This is a genomic window from Enterobacter cloacae complex sp. P42RS (assembly GCF_014930595.1).
In the GTDB taxonomy this organism is placed as follows: domain Bacteria; phylum Pseudomonadota; class Gammaproteobacteria; order Enterobacterales; family Enterobacteriaceae; genus Enterobacter; species Enterobacter bugandensis.
The window spans coordinates 21,654-36,897 of the sequence record NZ_JADBRK010000003.1 but is presented as its reverse complement, the minus strand read 5'-3'; the positions used below and the strand labels follow the sequence as shown (position 1 = coordinate 36,897).

The window sequence follows — 15,244 nt, the reverse complement described above, 5'->3', positions numbered from 1 at the left end:
TGCATCCATGAAAAACATGAAACTGGAGTGGAAAAGAGGTGACTGGGCGGCCTATTTCGGGTTGATGACCAACAACCTGACTAATTTGCTGACCATGATGGGGCTGCTCATTTTTGTCGTCGGCATCCCGAAGGAGATTGTTTATGGACGCATCGCGCCGGCCTTCGGGCTGGCGGTGCTGGTAGCAAGCTTATGCTACACATGGTTTGGTCTGCAAATGGCGCGCGCCACCGGACGTACGGACGTCACCGCGCTGCCGTCCGGCCCGAGCGCACCCTCGATTTTTACCGTGACCTTCCTGGTCCTGATGCCCGTCTACCAGCAAACCGGCGATGCGGATTTCGCGATTCAGATTGGCCTGGTGTGGTGCTTTGTGGAAGCAATGATCCTCGCGGGCGGCTCGTTCCTGGGTGAGACCATCCGCAAGATGATCCCGCGCACCGTGCTGCTGTCGTGCCTGTCCGGTCTTGGCCTGCTGCTGCTGGCGATGAACCCGATGTTGCAGGCGTTCGAAGCGCCCACCGTGTCGTTCATCGTTCTGCTGCTGATCTTCATTAACTGGTTCGGTAAAAAGCCGATTTTCGCCAAAATCCCGACCGGCCTGCTGCTGCTGATTGCCGGAACGGCGCTGGCGTGGATTTCCGGACTGCAAAGCCCGGATGCCATTAAGGCGTCCATGTCATCCTTCGGCTTTAACCCGCCGGAAGTGCACGTGGACAGCTTTATGCAGGGCCTGCCGCACGCGCTGCCTTATCTGGCGTCCGCCGTACCGCTGGGGCTGGCGAACTACATCTTTGACCTGGAGAACATCGAAAGCGCCCACGCGGCGGGGGATGAGTACCCGACCCGCAAGGTGATGCTGGCGAACGGCCTGGCTTCCATGCTCGGCTGCCTGATGGGCAACCCGTTCCCGGTCACGGTCTACGTGGGCCATCCCGGCTGGAAGGCGATGGGGGCGAGCATCGGCTACACGCTGGCGTCCGGCGTGACCATGTTCATCGTGCCGCTGTTCGGGCTGGGGGCCTTTATGCTCGCCATCATACCGATGACCGCTATCGTGCCGATTCTGGTGTTTATCGGCGTCGTCACCGCCAACCAGGTGGTGCGGGAAACCCCCAAAGTGGAGGTGCCCGTCATCTTTATCTGCCTGTTCCCGTGGATCGCTAACTGGGCGCTGACCATGATGAACAGCGTGATGAGCGCGGCGGGAACCAGCGCGGCGAAAATTGGCACCGACGTGCTGCACAGCAAAGGGATCTACTACGAGGGGCTGATGCACCTCGGCAACGGTGCGCCGCTCGCCAGCATGCTCTGGGGCTGTATCGCTATCTTCGCCATCATCAACAAACCGCTGCGCGGTGCCGTGGCTGCGGCGGGCGGGGCGCTGCTGGCGCTGTTCGGGGTGATCCACGCTCCGGTCGTGGGCTTTGCCGAAGGCAGTTCGCTGATGTTCGTCACCGCGTATCTGATGATGGGCGGCATGTTTGTGGTGAAGCATGTGCTGGATACCTCTGTTAATCCCCCTCTCCCTGTGGGAGAGGGCCGGGGTGAGGGCACCAGAACGCACCTTCTAAAGGAAACAAAATGAAAGAGCTTATGGTCGTCGCCATTGGCGGCAACAGCATTATCAAAGACAACGCCAGCCAGTCGGTGGAACATCAGGCGCAGGCGGTCAAAGCGGTGGCCGAGTCCGTGCTCGAAATGCTGGCCTCCGACTATGACATCGTGCTTACCCACGGCAACGGCCCTCAGGTGGGGCTGGATCTGCGCCGCGCCGAGATCGCTCACGAGCGGGAAGGGCTGCCGCTGACCCCGCTGGCAAACTGCGTGGCGGATACCCAGGGCGGTATCGGCTATCTGATCCAGCAGGCGCTCAACAACCGCCTGGCGGCGCGTGGCGAGCAAAAGGCGGTCACGGTCGTCACCCAGGTGGAGGTGGATAAAAACGATCCCGGCTTTACGCACCCGACAAAACCGATCGGCGCGTTCTTCAGCGAGGTGCAGCGCGACGAGCTACAGCTCGCGCACCCGGACTGGCATTTTGTCGAGGATTCAGGCCGGGGCTATCGCCGCGTGGTGGCCTCGCCCCAGCCGCTGCGCATCGTCGAGGCGGATGCGATTAAGGCGCTAACGCAGAAAGGTTTTGTGGTCATCGGCGCGGGCGGCGGAGGCATTCCCGTGGTGCGCAGCGAGCAGGGGGATTATCAGAGCGTGGATGCGGTTATCGATAAAGATCTCTCCACCGCGCTGCTGGCCCGTGAGATTTGCGCCGACGTGCTGGTGATAACCACCGGCGTGGAGAAAGTCTGCGTTAACTTCGGCAAGCCAGACCAGCAGGCGCTGGACACCGTCAGCGTGGCGCAGATGACGCGCTACATGGATGAAGGACACTTTCCGGCGGGCAGCATGCTGCCCAAAATCGTCGCCTCGCTGGCATTTTTACGCCACGGCGGCAGGCGCGTGATCATTACCTCGCCGGACTGCCTGCCCGCGGCGCTGCGCGGTGAAACGGGTACCCACATTGTTAATGAAGGAAGATAAGATGAGTGAAAACAAAAGCCGCCGCGAGTTTATCAGCCAGAGCGGCAAACTGGTCACCGCCTGCGCGCTGTTTGGCGCAACCGGCTCCGTCGCGTATGCTGCCGACACTGCAAAGGCAACCTGCGAGACGGGGAAACCGATGAACATCACCGCAAAACATTACTATCTGGACAACGTGTTGCTGGAGGCCGGGTTCAACTTCGAGGGCAGCGTGGCGACGAGCACCCGCACCGAGCTGAAAACGCTGGAGATCAAAGACGGGAAAATTGTCGCCCTGCGCGATAACGGGAGCCACGCCGACGCCGCGCTGCCGCACTACGACGCGGGTAAAAAGCTGATGCTTCCGGCGATGCGCGACATGCACATTCACCTGGATAAAACCTTCTACGGCGGCCCGTGGCGCTCCCTGAACCGTCCGGCGGGCACCACCATTCAGGACATGATCCGCCTGGAGCAGAAGTTGCTGCCGGAGTTACAGCCCTACACGCAAGAACGCGCCGAAAAGCTGATCGACCTGATCCAGTCCAAAGGGTCCACCATCGCCCGCAGCCACTGCAATATTGAGCCGGTTTCCGGCCTGAAAAACCTGGAAAATTTGCAGGCGGTGCTGGCGCGCCGCAGCGCAGGTTTTGACTGCGAAATCGTTGCCTTCCCGCAGCACGGCCTGCTGCTCTCCAACTCTGAAAAGCTGATGCGCGAGGCGATGCAGGCGGGGGCGCACTACGTAGGCGGGCTGGACCCAACCAGCGTTGACGGCGCGATGGAGAAATCGCTCGATACTATGTTCCAGATTGCGCTGGATTACGACAAAGGGGTGGATATTCACCTCCATGAAACCAGCCCGGCGGGCGTGGCGGCGGTGAACTACATGGTGGAAACCGTGGAGAAAACGCCGGAGCTGAAGGGCAAGCTGACCATCAGCCACGCCTTCGCGCTGGCGACGCTCAACGAGCAGCAGGTGGATGAGATTGCCACCCGCATGGCGGCGCAGCAGGTGACCATCGCCTCCACGGTGCCGATTGGCACCCTGCACATGCCGCTGAAGCAGCTGCGGGAGAAGGGTGTGTTTGTTATGACCGGCACCGACAGCGTGATCGACCACTGGTCGCCGTACGGTCTGGGTGACATGCTGGAGAAAGCTAATCTGTACGCCCAGCTCTATATTCGCCCGAACGAGCAGACGCTCTCCCGCGCGCTCGGCATCGCTACCGGCGACGTGCTGCCGCTGAACGATAAAGGTGAACGCGTATGGCCGAAAGCGCAGGACGACGCCAGCTTTGTGCTGGTGGACGCCTCCTGTTCCGCCGAGGCGGTGGCGCGCATTTCTCCGCGCACCGCGACGTTCCACAAGGGGAATCTCGTCTGGGGCACGGTCGCCTGACGCCACGATGGGGTATCGCTACAGGTGATACCCCGACAATCGCAACTCCCGATCAATCCACTCGACGAACTGCTGGATCTTCCACGCGCGTTCGTTCATGTGCGGCATCACCAGATGATGCGCGTTAATGGCGATTCCCATCTCATCCGGCAGCACCTGTACCAGCGAGCCATCCTTCAGGTGATCGGTAGCCATCATTTTGCTCTCCAGAATAAACCCCAGCCCCATGCGCGCCGCTTCAAAGCTCATGTAGGAACGGTCGAAGCTGAGGCTGAAATTGAGCCAGGGCCTGTCGATATTGTGCCAGGCGAACCATTTTTCCCAGTTCACCAGAGTGCTGGTGGAGGAGATAAGCGACTGTTGCAGCAGATCGGCGGGCGTGCTGATGGGATGCTCTTCTGCATAGCCCGGCGAGGCCAATACTACCAGCGTGTCGTTTTTAATGGTCATCACCCGGTAAGCATCCCAGTCCGGAATACCATGACGGATATCAATGTCGATATTATCTCTGGCGAACTGCAGGTTCTCATAGGAGCAGGTGAGATTGATGGTGATATCAGGATATTCGGCGCGGAATCTGCCCAGACGGCGCAACAGCCATGACAGTCCGAAGGTGGGGGAAGAGTGCACGCGAAGCACAGCATTGTCTTTTTCTTTCACGATCTGATCGGTGGCGCGCCCAATGGCGCTCATCGCCGCCGAGACCTCCCGCAGATATTTTTCTCCCGTCGGGGTGAGTTGAACCCCTTTGCCGCTGCGGATAAATAATTTCTTGCCCAGCCACGATTCCAGCGACGCAATCTGGTGGCTTACCGCCGAAGGCGTGACGTTGAGCTGTTCCGCCGCCTGATGGATGCTCAGGGCGTTAGCAACGGCGATAAACGCCTGCAAATTTCTGAGCGAGGGCAGCGATAACGTCTGGCGATCCTGCGCGGACATGGCCTACTCCTTACACGATAATTGATAAAAAACATAACATTGAGACTGCGAGCGGGCAATTTTATCCCGATGTTATTTTTTTGAGCTGTATCGCGAATCAAATTTATCTCAGCAATAAATGAGCTTTATTGAATGGCGTTTCATGGGTGAGCCGATATATTGACGTTGAACGCAATAATAAAACGACTCACGGTGTTCGAATAATGAGGTAAGTTATGTCTCGTATAGAACAAGCTGTCCCCTACATAAAGACTAAAAAAACCAATTACCGTTTCGTTGTGCTGGCATTAATTTTTATTGTTTATGCCATTAACTATGCTGACCGAACAAATATTGGTGCGGTACTGCCGTTTATCATTGACGAATTTCATATCAATAATTTCGAAGCCGGTGCCATCGCCAGCATGTTTTTTTTGGGATACGCCCTGAGCCAAATTCCTGCGGGCTTTTTTATTGCCAAAAAGGGAATTCGCGGCATGGTGGCACTGTCGATATTCGGCTTCTCTGCCTTTACCTGGCTGATGGGCACCGCAACCTCGGTTCTGGGCCTGAAGTGTATCCGCCTGGGGCTGGGGTTAACAGAGGGGCCGTGCCCGGTCGGGCTGGCCTCCACCATCAATAACTGGTTTCCGCCAAAGGAGAAGGCCACGGCCACGGGCGTCTACATCGCCGCCACCATGTTCGCGCCCATCCTCGTGCCGCCGCTGGCCGTGTGGATCGCCATGACCTGGGGCTGGCGCTGGGTCTTCTTCTCCTTTGCGATCCCAGGATTGGTCATTGCCGTCCTGTGGTATCTGCTGGTACGCACGAAGCCGTCCGAGAGCGCATTTGTCTCTAAAGCGGAGCTGGAGACCATTACCGCCGGCCAGGAGACGCCGGACGCCAGACGTGAAAACATCGTGATTTCACCGGGCTTTGCACGCCTCGATCGGCTGATCCGCGTGCGGGAGTTAGCCCCGGTAAGCACGGTGAAAAGGCTGTTTACCTCGAAGAATATTCTCGGCGACTGCCTGGCCTATTTTATGATGGTCAGCGTGCTGTACGGACTGTTGACGTGGATCCCGCTCTATCTGGTGAAAGAGAAAGGCTTTACGTTTATGAGCATGGGGCTGGTCGCCAGCATGCCGTGCATCGGTGGATTTATCGGTGCGATTTTTGGCGGCTACGTCTCCGACAAACTGCTCGGCCGCCGACGTAAACCGACCATGATGTTTACCGCCATCAGCACCGTTTTAATGATGGTCATTATGCTGAATATTCCGCAAAGCACCGTGGCGGTTTGCGTCGGACTATTTTTTGTCGGTCTCTGTCTGAATATTGGCTGGCCCGCTTTTACAGCTTATGGCATGGCTGTTGCGGACAGTAAAACCTATCCCATTGCCGCGTCCATCATCAATAGCGGCGGTAATCTCGGCGGATTTGTTTCCCCGATGCTGGCAGGTTATCTGCTGGATAAAACAGGTAGTTTTAATTCCGTGTTTATTTATTTCGGTATTTGCGCAGCCATTGGCTTAATTATGATTATGCTGCTGGAAGAACCGAAATAAATCATTAAATATCTCTTGTCCGAATGGAGTAAATATATGCTACTGAAAAATAAAGTCGCCGTTATTACCGGCGCGGCTTCCGTACGCGGTTTGGGTTTCGCTACGGCGAAATTATATGCCGAACAGGGTGCGAAAGTGGTGATTATCGATTTAAACGCTGAAGCCAGCCGGGCTGCCGCCGCGAGTCTGGGCGACGAACATCTGGGCCTTGCGGCGAACGTCAGCAATGAATTACAGGTTAATGCCGCCATTGAGCAGGTGCTGGGGAAATACGGGCGCATCGATATTCTGGTGAATAACGCCGGCATTACTCAGCCGATCAAGCTGATGGATATCAAACGCGAAAATTACGATGCGGTGCTCGACGTCAGCCTGCGCGGCACGCTGCTAATGTCCCAGGCGGTTATTCCCACTATGCGCGCGCAAAAGTCGGGCAGCATCGTCTGCATTTCATCGGTATCGGCCCAGCGCGGCGGCGGCATCTTCGGCGGCCCACACTACAGCGCTGCAAAAGCGGGTGTGCTGGGACTGGCAAAAGCCATGGCGCGCGAGCTGGGGCCCGACAATGTGCGGGTAAACTGCATCACGCCGGGTCTTATCCAGACGGACATCACCGCAGGCAAGCTGAGCGATGAGATGAAAACGTCCATTCTGGCGGGCATTCCGCTTAACCGCCTCGGAGACGCGCAGGATATTGCCCGCGCCGCGCTGTTCCTCGGCAGCGACCTCTCTTCTTACTCCACCGGTATCACGCTCGACGTGAACGGCGGGATGCTGATCCATTAAGGAGATACGACGATGATGGATACCACAGTTCAACAGGTTGCCGCTGCGGCCTGGCGCATTCGCCGCTACGCGCTGCGCATGGGCGAAGTGCAGGGGCAGGGCTACATCGGGCAGGCGCTGGGCTATGCCGATGTGCTGGCCACCGCGTTTACCCACGGAATGAACCTTAAGCCGGGCGAGCCGGAGTGGGAAGGGCGTGACCGTTTTCTGCTCTCCCACGGCCATTACGCCATTGCCTGTTATGCGGCCCTGATTGAAGCCGGGATCGTTCCTGAAGAGGAGCTGGAGACCTACGGTGCGGACGACAGCCGCCTGCCGATGTCCGGTATGGCAACCTACACGCCAGGTATGGAGATCTCCGGCGGTTCGCTGGGGCAGGGCTTAAGCATTGGCGTTGGCATGGCGCTGGGGCTGAAGCACAAGCAGAGCGCGGCATGGGTCGTTAACTCCATGTCGGACGGCGAGCTGGACGAAGGGTCAACCTGGGAAGCGGCGATGTCGGCGGCACATCACGGCCTGTCGAACCTGATCGTGCTGGTGGACATTAACCGCCAGCAGGCGGATGGCAACTCGCACGCGATCCTCGGCTTTGAGCCGCTGGAGGATAAATGGACCTCCTTCGGCTGGTACGTGCAGCGCGTGAACGGCAACGATGTTCCTGCGCTGGTGACGGCGTTTGATAACGCCAAACGCTACCCGGAAAACCAGCCGCGCGTCATTTTGTGCGACACGCTGATGGGCAAGGGCGTGCCGTTCCTCGAAAAGCGTGACAAGAACCATTTTATTCGCGTGGATGCTGACGAGTGGCAAAAGGCACTCGCCGTGCTGGATGCCAACAAACCTGAAGGAGTGCTGTAATGAGCCAGACCACGGAGAAAAAACCGCGTTTAACCACGTCGGCGATGATTGCCTCTATCGCGGAAGAGAGCCAGGAGACGCGCGCCGCACCGTTCGGCCACGCGCTGGTAAAGCTGGCGGAACAGCGACCGGAGATCGTCGGTATGACGGCGGATCTGTCCAAATACACCGATCTGCATATCTTTGCCCAGGCCTACCCGGAACGCTTCTTCCAGATGGGCATGGCCGAACAGCTGCTAATGGGGGCCGCGGGCGGCATGGCGAAAGAGGGCTTTATTCCTTTCGCCACAACCTATGCCGTCTTCGCTACCCGCCGCGCCTACGACTTTATCCATCAGGTGATTGCTGAAGAGCACCTGAACGTGAAGATCTGTGCGGCGCTGCCGGGGCTAACCACCGGTTACGGGCCGAGCCACCAGGCGACGGAAGATATTGCGATTATGCGCGGTATTCCGGGCATGACGATTATCGATCCCTGTGACGCAATTGACACGGAACAGGCGGTGCCGGCGATGGCAGCGCACGATGGCCCTGTCTATATGCGCCTGCTGCGCGGCAAGGTACCGGTCGTGCTGGACCAGTACAACTACCAGTTTAAGATTGGCAAAGCTGCGCTGCTGGAAGAGGGGAGCGATGTCCTGATCGTCGCCTCAGGCCTGATGACCATGCGTGCGCTGGAGGCGGCGAAGCAGCTGCGTAAGGATAACGTTAGCGTGGCGGTGCTGCACTCGCCCACCATTAAGCCGCTGGACGAAGAGACGATCCTGGCGCAGGCCGCGAAGCCGGGACGGCTGGTCATCGTGGCGGAAAACCACAGCAGCGTAGGCGGGTTGTGCGAAGCCGTCGCGTCGCTGTTGATGCGCAACCGCGTGAACGTGGATTTCGATACCGTCGCGCTGCCGGACGCGTTCCTTGATGCGGGCGCGTTGCCCACCCTCCATGACCGCTACGGGATCTCAACCACAGCCATGGTGGAGAAAATCCGGCGCAGGCTGTGATTTATCAGACGGATACGTTGCCAACGGGCGAGGGGTGCTTTACCCTCGCCTCTGTTGCGATAAAGGAGTCCGTCATGGCACAAAACATCTACGACAACCCGGCGTTTTTTGAAGGCTACGCTCAGCTTCCGCGTTCGGTGCACGGGCTGGACGGTGCGCCTGAGTGGCCTGCGCTCAAAGCAATGCTGCCTGATTTAACCGGCAAAGCGGTTATCGATCTCGGCTGCGGCTACGGCTGGTTCTGCCGCGCGGCGCGCGCGCTGGGCGCTAGCGACGTTACGGGCGTCGATATCTCAGAAAAAATGCTTGCCCGCGCGGCTGAACTGACGGATGACGTGCAGATTCACTATCAGCGTAGCGATCTGGAATCTCTTCAGCTTCGCGAAAACAGTCTCGATCTGGTCTACAGCTCGCTGGCGCTACACTACCTGCCGGAGCTGGACACGCTATTCGCCAACGTTCAGCGCGCGCTAAAACCGGGTGGCAGCCTGGTCTTCTCGATGGAGCACCCGATTTACACCTGCGCCACCCGTCAGGGCTGGCTGACCGACGACAGCGGCGAGCGGTTCTGGGGCGTGAACCATTATCAGGACGAAAGCCAGCGCGTCAGCAACTGGCTGGCGGATGGAGTGATTAAATACCACCGAACGCTGGGCACCACGCTTAACGCGCTGATAAAGGCCGGGTTAACGATAAGTGAAGTCAATGAGTGGGGACCAACGCAGGCGCAGATTGACGCCTGGCCTGCATTGTCCGAAGAGGCGGAGCGCCCGATGCTGGTGCTGATGTCCGCCCGTAAGGCTCAGTAACCTACCTTATACACCCGCCCGCTCTGCACCCCTTCCACGCTGCGGCGGTAGGCCTGGGCCACGGTCGCGGCGGGAACGCTTTCAAAGCCGGGGAAGAACCCGTCATACGCTTCGGCGGATTCCGTCAATACCGTTGGGCTAATCAGGTTAATGCGGATCCCGCGCGGCAGTTCGCAGGCTGCGGCGCGGACAAACCCTTCCAGCGCCGCATTGACCGTGGTGGCGTTCACGCCCTGCGCAATCGGCTCTTGCGCCACAATCCCGCTTATCAGCGTAATCGAGCCGCCTTCGTTCAGATAATGCTGGCCGGTCAGCGCCAGACGCACCTGCCCGAGCAGCTTGTCCTGCAGGCCCTGGTTGAAGTCGCTGTCCTTCATGGTCGCGAGCGGGCCAAAGTAGAGACCACCGCTGGCGGAGACAATCGCATCCACCGGGCCGATTTTCTCAAACAGCGCCTGCACGCTCGCCTGCGAGGTGATATCCACCTGGTAGTCGCCCCGCGTGCGACCCACGCGGATGACCTCGTGACGACGGCTTAACTCTTCGGTTACGGCACGACCGACCGTACCGCTGGCACCAATAATGACGATTTTCATATCCGACTCCTCATGTTGTGAGCCCTCATTCTTTAATAAATAAAAAGTCAGATAAACTGGGCTAAAGTTAGATGATTACTAACCAGGGGTTTGGAATATGGATAAGCTTCGCGGCATGGAGACGTTTATCGCGGTGGTAGAGAGCGGCAGCTTCACCGGCGCGGCGGCGCGGCTGGAGATGTCGGCGGTGATGGTCGGGAAATATATTGCGCTGCTCGAATCTCAGCTCGGCACGCGGCTGCTGGAGCGCAATACCCGTCGCCAGAGCCTGACCGACGCCGGACGCGTTTATTTCGAAGAGGCCAGGCGCGTGCTGGAGCAGGTCTCGATTGCCGAAAGCGCGGTTGAACGGCTGCGCGCGGCGCCCGCCGGCACCCTGCGCGTCACCGCCCCCACGTCGTTTGGCGGCTGCGCGATCGCCCCTCTGACGGCCACATTTTTGCAGCGCTACCCGGAAGTGCGTATCGAACTGGATCTCACCAACCGGATGGTCGATCTGGTGGAAGAGGGGGTCGATCTGGCCATTCGCATTGGCGATATCCGCAATGACGATCTGGTGGCGAAATATCTGTGTCCCTACAACATGGTGATCTGCGCCGCGCCGGATTATCTGGCGCGACACGGCACGCCGCAGACGCCCGCCGATCTGGTGGATCATCTGTGCCTGTCGCACACGGTGTGGACCGCGCGCAACGAGTGGCGGCTGCCGGGTGCGGAAGGGGAGGTGCGCTGGAAGCGTGATGCGATCTTAAGATGCAACGACGGCTACGGCTTACGCATGGCGGCGCGAGCCGGGGCAGGGCTGCTGCTGCAACCGGAAGTGCTGGTGGCGGAAGAGCTGGCAAGCGGCAGGCTGGTGCGCGTGCTGGAGCCGTTCACGCCCGCGCCGAGGCCGGTACATTTACTGTGGCGTCAGGATTTGCGTCCCCTCCCTAAGCTAACGGAATTTATTGCTCATATTCTGCTAAGATTGGGCACAATATAAAAAAAGAAGGTAATCAAAGAATGTCTGCAAACAAACTCGCCAGCAGCGCGCAGGGCCTGCAATCATCTGCCATCCGTGAATTATTAAAACATAGCAAAATGGCGGGCGTGATTTCGCTGGGCGGCGGTATTCCCAATCCGGACCTGTTCGATCGCGAAGGGCTTAAAATTGCCGCCGATGCCGTGTTGTCACAGAATTTTGGCGAGGCGTTCCAGTATGGCCTGACGGAAGGCGTACCGGGGCTGCGCGAAGAAATTAAACGCATCTGCGAGGGGCGCGGCATCGCCTGTAAGGCCGATGACGTGGTCATTACTTCCGGCTCTCAACAATCTCTGGACGTGCTGGCGCGTGCGTTAATTAATCCGGGCGATACGGTTGTCGTTGAACGTCCTACCTATCTCGCCGCGCTGCAGGTCTTTGGCCTGGCACAGGCGAATTTTGAATCCGTCGGCACCGACGGCGACGGCATGAAGGTCGATGAACTTGAAGCGTTGGTGGCGAAGAAAACCATCAAGGCGGTTTATATCGTTCCAACCTTTGGTAACCCTGGCGGCGTAACGCTTTCCGAAGCGCGCCGTAAACAGCTGGTGGAATTATCAAAGCGCTATGATTTCGTGATTATCGAAGACGATCCGTACAGCGAAATTAACTACACCGACGACGTATTCCGCCCGCTGATTGCCCATGCGAAAGATATCGGCAATGAAGATAACGTGGTGTACACCTCTACCTTCTCCAAAATCCTCGCGCCGGGCACCCGCGTGGGCTGGGTGCTGGTGCCGGAATGGCTGAAGCGCGCGGTGGTGAACCTCAAGCAAACCACCGATCTGCACACCAGCACGCTGTCCCAGCTGATGACCTACGAGTACCTGAAAACCGGGCGTCTGGCGAACCAGATTAAAATGATCCGCGAGGCCTATCGCCAGAAATACCAGACGTTTGCAACGGAACTGGAAGCCGAGCTGGGCGATGTGATGTCATTCCACAAGCCGAAGGGCGGGATGTTCCTGTGGGCAAAAATGAACAACGGCATGAATACGACGAAATGGCTGGAAAAAACCTTAAGCAACGGCGTGGTGTTTGTACCGGGCGAGTTCTTCTACTGCAACGAACCGGACCAGACAACGCTGCGCATGTCATTCGTCACCCCAACAGATGAGCAGCTTAAAGAAGCGGTTCGACGCCTGAAAATCTCCCTGTAACAGAGCGCGCATAACGGCAGTTGCCGTTGTGCGCGCAGGGTGAGCTTATTGCGTGGCGTGGGCGAGCGCGCGGTCTGAAGCATCGCCGCCGATCGTCTGCGTCACTTCATGGATACGACAGATTTTCCCCTCGCGCAGTGTGGCAAACATATACACCTCTAATTCCGCCTGGCGACCATCTGGATACGTCACCGTAGCCCAGTGCCGGTCTGCTAAAAGATTCTCGTGACAGGCCAGCTCTTCTACCCTGAATGCGATCGCGCGGATCTGCGAGCGGACGTGGTTCAGGTGCTGCACAAAACCCCGATAATCAAGCGCGTGACCATCCGTGTACTGCTGGTAATCGGGCGTGAACACCTCTGCGGGATCTAATTCGCCTTTGAACAAGCGGCTTAACAGGCACGCCATTTTTTCGCGCTGTAGGGTATTGTCAGGCTGGGCTATCAGGGTTGTGATGATGCTCATGTTGGCTCCTTGTGTAGTTGAGCCACCATTATCCTTGACAGTCGATGGCGTAGTTTCTGTAATACGTCGATGAATAACGATTTTCGGCCAGGATAAGATGATCGGTACAGAGACGCTCCGCCATCCCGGCGGTTACCGCACCGCGTGGCACAGCCATCCCACCGGACAGCTCTGGCGTATTGCAACGGGGCTGCTGGTGATTGAGACCCAACAGGGGCGTTCGGTTGTACCGGCAAACCATATTGGCTGGATCCCGCCGGGCCAGCAGCATGCCGCCTTTTCTGAAAGCGCGATAGAAGGCTGCGCTATCTATCTTGACCCTCCGTGCTGTGCAATGCTTCCCGATGCCCCCGCGCTGTTCGAGCCCGACGATCTCACTCATGCACTGTTTTCCCGCTTAAGCGTTGCAGAAAACGAGTACGATCCGCGAAAGCTCACCCTGCTGCTGGATGAGCTTGCCCTGACGCCTCAGGTGCACTTTTATCTGCCCGTACCGACGGATCCGCGTCTGAAGAACGTGGTCAGCCACTTGCTGCAGTGTGTCGATGATAATCAAACGGTCAAGAGCCATGCCAGCCATGCCGGGATGAGCGTACGTACGTTTAACCGTCGATTTAGCGCCCAGACGGGAATGAACTTCGTCAACTGGCGGCAGCTGGCGCGCGTCATGCAGGCAATAGAGTGGCTGGCGGCGGGGAAGCCGGTGGGATGGATTGCGCTGTCCTGCGGCTACAGCAGCGTCAGCGCATTTATTGAGGTTTTCAGAGCATGGACCGGTAAAACGCCGGGGCAGTGGGGGATTAAAGGTGGCTAAAGTGAACGGAATGACCACCACAGCCGTATGTTCCCCTCACCCTAACCCTCTCCCCAAAGGGGCGAGGGGATTGTTCAGTGCTAGCATTAATGTGTGGGGAACCCTCAGCCTTTGGGGAGAGGGAGAAGATCGTAGCCGCTGCCCGGCGAAGACTATCGCTCCCTCAGCGCCTCCTTCGCCCGGTTAAACGGCTTGATCAGATAATCCAGTACCGTTTTCTCCCCGGTCTTAATGTCCACTGTGGCAATCATCCCCGGCACGATCGAGAAATGCCTGCCCGCCTTATTCACCAGGTAATCCTGGCTGGTGCGGATAAACACGCGGTAGTAGAACACCTCCGGCTTGGCCTCGTCCTGGATAGTGTCCGGGGATATAGTCTCCACCACCCCGTGCAGCCCGCCGTAGATGGCGTAATCGTAGGCGGTGATCTTCACCAGCGCCTCCTGGTTCGGGTGGATAAAGGCGATATCGCGCGGCGAGAGGCGGGTTTCAATCAGCAGATGATCGTCCACCGGCACAATCTCCATCAGTTCGCCGTTGGGCGGGATCACGCCGCCGATGGTGGTGACTTTGATATTTTTCACGATCCCGCGCACCGGGGATTTTACCGTCAGGCGGGTGACGGAATCCTCGCGGCCTTTGAGGATCGCCGAGACCATATCCACCTCGGCGTTGGCCTTGGATAGCGCCTCGCGCGCCTGAACGTAATACTGGGAACGCACGTCGGTGAGCTTCAGCTCCAGGTCGCTTTTCTGTCGCTGCAGGCGGAGCACTTCCACGTGGCTGGCGGCACCGGTTTTTACCAGCCGCTGGGTGATTGCCAGCTCTTTGTTTGCGAGATCTAACGCTGAACGCAGTTCACGCTGCGTGTCCTCCAGCTGCGCGCGGCGAGAATTGTAGAGCCGCGTTTCGGCGGCGGTTAGTTCGGTCCATTTCTCCAGCGAAGGCGGGAACTTCAGCGGCAGATCGTTCACCTCGGCGTACAGACGGGCGCTGGAGGCAAGCGACGCGCGGTAGCGCGCCGCGCTTTCGCCGACGTTCGATTCGGAACGTGTTGGATCCAGCCGCGCCAGCACCTGTCCGGCCTGCACCTGATCGCCCTCGTGAACGTTCAGCTCGGTGAGGATCCCCCCATCCAGCGACTGCAGCACCTGCTCGCGCGAGCTGGGGATCACTTTTCCGGTTCCCGTTGAGACTTCATCCAGCATCCCAAACCACGCCCAGACGCCCAGCGCCACAAACATCAGCAGCGAGAAGATCACAATCCGCCGCGCGCCGGTATAGCCGCTTTCGGAGTCGAGCGCATTATCCAGATCGTCCATC

15 protein-coding genes are annotated in these 15,244 nt (G+C 58.5%); 11 read left to right on the top strand and 4 right to left on the bottom strand.

The annotated features are described in order from the left end of the window. Positions 1–7 precede the first annotated feature (7 nt). The 3 genes from IM314_RS05765 to IM314_RS05755 are packed head-to-tail and all read left to right on the top strand — an operon-like array spanning position 8 to position 3,922. On the top strand, positions 8–1,588 hold the full coding sequence (locus IM314_RS05765) for a xanthine permease (RefSeq protein WP_193358394.1): 1,581 nt from the start codon (positions 8–10) through the stop codon (positions 1,586–1,588). Continuing rightward, the gene (locus IM314_RS05760; RefSeq protein ID WP_126344979.1) at positions 1,585–2,541 is read left to right on the top strand and encodes a carbamate kinase family protein; all 957 of its coding nucleotides are present in this window, start codon (positions 1,585–1,587) and stop codon (positions 2,539–2,541) included. The genes IM314_RS05765 and IM314_RS05760 overlap by 4 nt, the downstream gene beginning before the upstream one ends. A gap of 1 nt (position 2,542) precedes the next feature. After that, positions 2,543–3,922 carry an amidohydrolase family protein gene (locus IM314_RS05755; protein ID WP_193358393.1) on the top strand — a complete coding sequence of 460 codons (1,380 nt, stop codon included), beginning with the start codon at positions 2,543–2,545 and terminating at the stop codon, positions 3,920–3,922. Positions 3,923–3,940: 18 nt separating this feature from the next. On the opposite strand, the gene IM314_RS05750 is transcribed toward IM314_RS05755, so the two are convergent. Then, positions 3,941–4,861 (bottom strand): LysR substrate-binding domain-containing protein, encoded by a 921-nt coding sequence (locus IM314_RS05750; RefSeq protein ID WP_028014161.1) that lies wholly within the window; start codon positions 4,859–4,861, stop codon positions 3,941–3,943. 215 nt (positions 4,862–5,076) lie between these two features. Here IM314_RS05750 and IM314_RS05745 point away from each other — a divergent pair, with 215 nt between their 5' ends. From IM314_RS05745 to IM314_RS05725, 5 genes are all read left to right on the top strand, one after another. After that, on the top strand, positions 5,077–6,408 hold the full coding sequence (locus IM314_RS05745; RefSeq protein WP_193358392.1) for an MFS transporter: 1,332 nt from the start codon (positions 5,077–5,079) through the stop codon (positions 6,406–6,408). 36 nt (positions 6,409–6,444) lie between these two features. Continuing rightward, entirely contained in the window at positions 6,445–7,194 is a 750-nt protein-coding gene (locus IM314_RS05740; RefSeq protein WP_003862216.1) for an SDR family NAD(P)-dependent oxidoreductase, read from the top strand. Positions 7,195–7,206: 12 nt separating this feature from the next. After that, positions 7,207–8,052, top strand: coding sequence for a transketolase (locus IM314_RS05735; RefSeq protein WP_193358391.1), 846 nt, complete (start codon positions 7,207–7,209; stop codon positions 8,050–8,052). Continuing rightward, positions 8,052–9,050: a transketolase family protein gene (locus IM314_RS05730; RefSeq protein WP_193358390.1), complete on the top strand. Its 999-nt coding sequence runs from the start codon at positions 8,052–8,054 to the stop codon at positions 9,048–9,050. The genes IM314_RS05735 and IM314_RS05730 overlap by 1 nt, the downstream gene beginning before the upstream one ends. A gap of 74 nt (positions 9,051–9,124) precedes the next feature. After that, positions 9,125–9,859 (top strand): bifunctional 2-polyprenyl-6-hydroxyphenol methylase/3-demethylubiquinol 3-O-methyltransferase UbiG, encoded by a 735-nt coding sequence (locus IM314_RS05725; protein ID WP_059353949.1) that lies wholly within the window; start codon positions 9,125–9,127, stop codon positions 9,857–9,859. Here IM314_RS05725 and IM314_RS05720 read toward each other — a convergent pair. Next, on the bottom strand, positions 9,853–10,455 hold the full coding sequence (locus tag IM314_RS05720; protein ID WP_047364367.1) for a short chain dehydrogenase: 603 nt from the start codon (positions 10,453–10,455) through the stop codon (positions 9,853–9,855). The two genes, IM314_RS05725 and IM314_RS05720, sit on opposite strands and share 7 nt — an antisense overlap. Positions 10,456–10,552: 97 nt before the next feature. Here IM314_RS05720 and IM314_RS05715 point away from each other — a divergent pair, with 97 nt between their 5' ends. Together IM314_RS05715 and IM314_RS05710 are read left to right on the top strand one after the other, a co-directional pair. Further along, positions 10,553–11,440 carry a LysR family transcriptional regulator gene (locus IM314_RS05715; protein ID WP_045260881.1) on the top strand — a complete coding sequence of 296 codons (888 nt, stop codon included), beginning with the start codon at positions 10,553–10,555 and terminating at the stop codon, positions 11,438–11,440. Between the two features lie 20 nt (positions 11,441–11,460). After that, positions 11,461–12,642: a PLP-dependent aminotransferase family protein gene (locus tag IM314_RS05710; RefSeq protein WP_028014153.1), complete on the top strand. Its 1,182-nt coding sequence runs from the start codon at positions 11,461–11,463 to the stop codon at positions 12,640–12,642. A gap of 45 nt (positions 12,643–12,687) precedes the next feature. Here IM314_RS05710 and IM314_RS05705 read toward each other — a convergent pair whose 3' ends face one another. Continuing rightward, positions 12,688–13,107 carry a nuclear transport factor 2 family protein gene (locus IM314_RS05705; RefSeq protein ID WP_045260879.1) on the bottom strand — a complete coding sequence of 140 codons (420 nt, stop codon included), beginning with the start codon at positions 13,105–13,107 and terminating at the stop codon, positions 12,688–12,690. Positions 13,108–13,204: 97 nt separating this feature from the next. Between IM314_RS05705 and IM314_RS05700 the strand changes: the two genes are divergently transcribed. Further along, complete coding sequence (locus IM314_RS05700) at positions 13,205–13,921, top strand: helix-turn-helix domain-containing protein (protein WP_045629905.1); 717 nt, start codon at positions 13,205–13,207, stop codon at positions 13,919–13,921. A 152-nt stretch (positions 13,922–14,073) separates the two neighbouring features. Here the strand turns inward: IM314_RS05700 and IM314_RS05695 are convergent, their stop codons facing one another. Then, positions 14,074–15,243 (bottom strand): HlyD family efflux transporter periplasmic adaptor subunit, encoded by a 1,170-nt coding sequence (locus IM314_RS05695; RefSeq protein ID WP_088204896.1) that lies wholly within the window; start codon positions 15,241–15,243, stop codon positions 14,074–14,076. Position 15,244: the final 1 nt, after the last annotated feature.

Excerpts from the sequence above, each read along its gene's own strand:
- IM314_RS05740 (WP_003862216.1), top strand. The coding sequence starts at position 6,445 with ATGCTACTGAAAAATAAAGTCGCCGTTATTACCGGCGCGGCTTCCGTA.
- IM314_RS05695 (WP_088204896.1), bottom strand. The coding sequence starts at position 15,243 with ATGGACGATCTGGATAATGCGCTCGACTCCGAAAGCGGCTATACCGGC.
- IM314_RS05760 (WP_126344979.1), top strand. The coding sequence starts at position 1,585 with ATGAAAGAGCTTATGGTCGTCGCCATTGGCGGCAACAGCATTATCAAA.
- IM314_RS05750 (WP_028014161.1), bottom strand. The coding sequence starts at position 4,861 with ATGTCCGCGCAGGATCGCCAGACGTTATCGCTGCCCTCGCTCAGAAAT.
- IM314_RS05700 (WP_045629905.1), top strand. The coding sequence starts at position 13,205 with ATGATCGGTACAGAGACGCTCCGCCATCCCGGCGGTTACCGCACCGCG.
- IM314_RS05725 (WP_059353949.1), top strand. The coding sequence starts at position 9,125 with ATGGCACAAAACATCTACGACAACCCGGCGTTTTTTGAAGGCTACGCT.
- IM314_RS05705 (WP_045260879.1), bottom strand. The coding sequence starts at position 13,107 with ATGAGCATCATCACAACCCTGATAGCCCAGCCTGACAATACCCTACAG.
- IM314_RS05715 (WP_045260881.1), top strand. The coding sequence starts at position 10,553 with ATGGATAAGCTTCGCGGCATGGAGACGTTTATCGCGGTGGTAGAGAGC.
- IM314_RS05710 (WP_028014153.1), top strand. The coding sequence starts at position 11,461 with ATGTCTGCAAACAAACTCGCCAGCAGCGCGCAGGGCCTGCAATCATCT.
- IM314_RS05745 (WP_193358392.1), top strand. The coding sequence starts at position 5,077 with ATGTCTCGTATAGAACAAGCTGTCCCCTACATAAAGACTAAAAAAACC.
- IM314_RS05730 (WP_193358390.1), top strand. The coding sequence starts at position 8,052 with ATGAGCCAGACCACGGAGAAAAAACCGCGTTTAACCACGTCGGCGATG.
- IM314_RS05735 (WP_193358391.1), top strand. The coding sequence starts at position 7,207 with ATGATGGATACCACAGTTCAACAGGTTGCCGCTGCGGCCTGGCGCATT.
- IM314_RS05755 (WP_193358393.1), top strand. The coding sequence starts at position 2,543 with ATGAGTGAAAACAAAAGCCGCCGCGAGTTTATCAGCCAGAGCGGCAAA.
- IM314_RS05765 (WP_193358394.1), top strand. The coding sequence starts at position 8 with ATGAAAAACATGAAACTGGAGTGGAAAAGAGGTGACTGGGCGGCCTAT.
- IM314_RS05720 (WP_047364367.1), bottom strand. The coding sequence starts at position 10,455 with ATGAAAATCGTCATTATTGGTGCCAGCGGTACGGTCGGTCGTGCCGTA.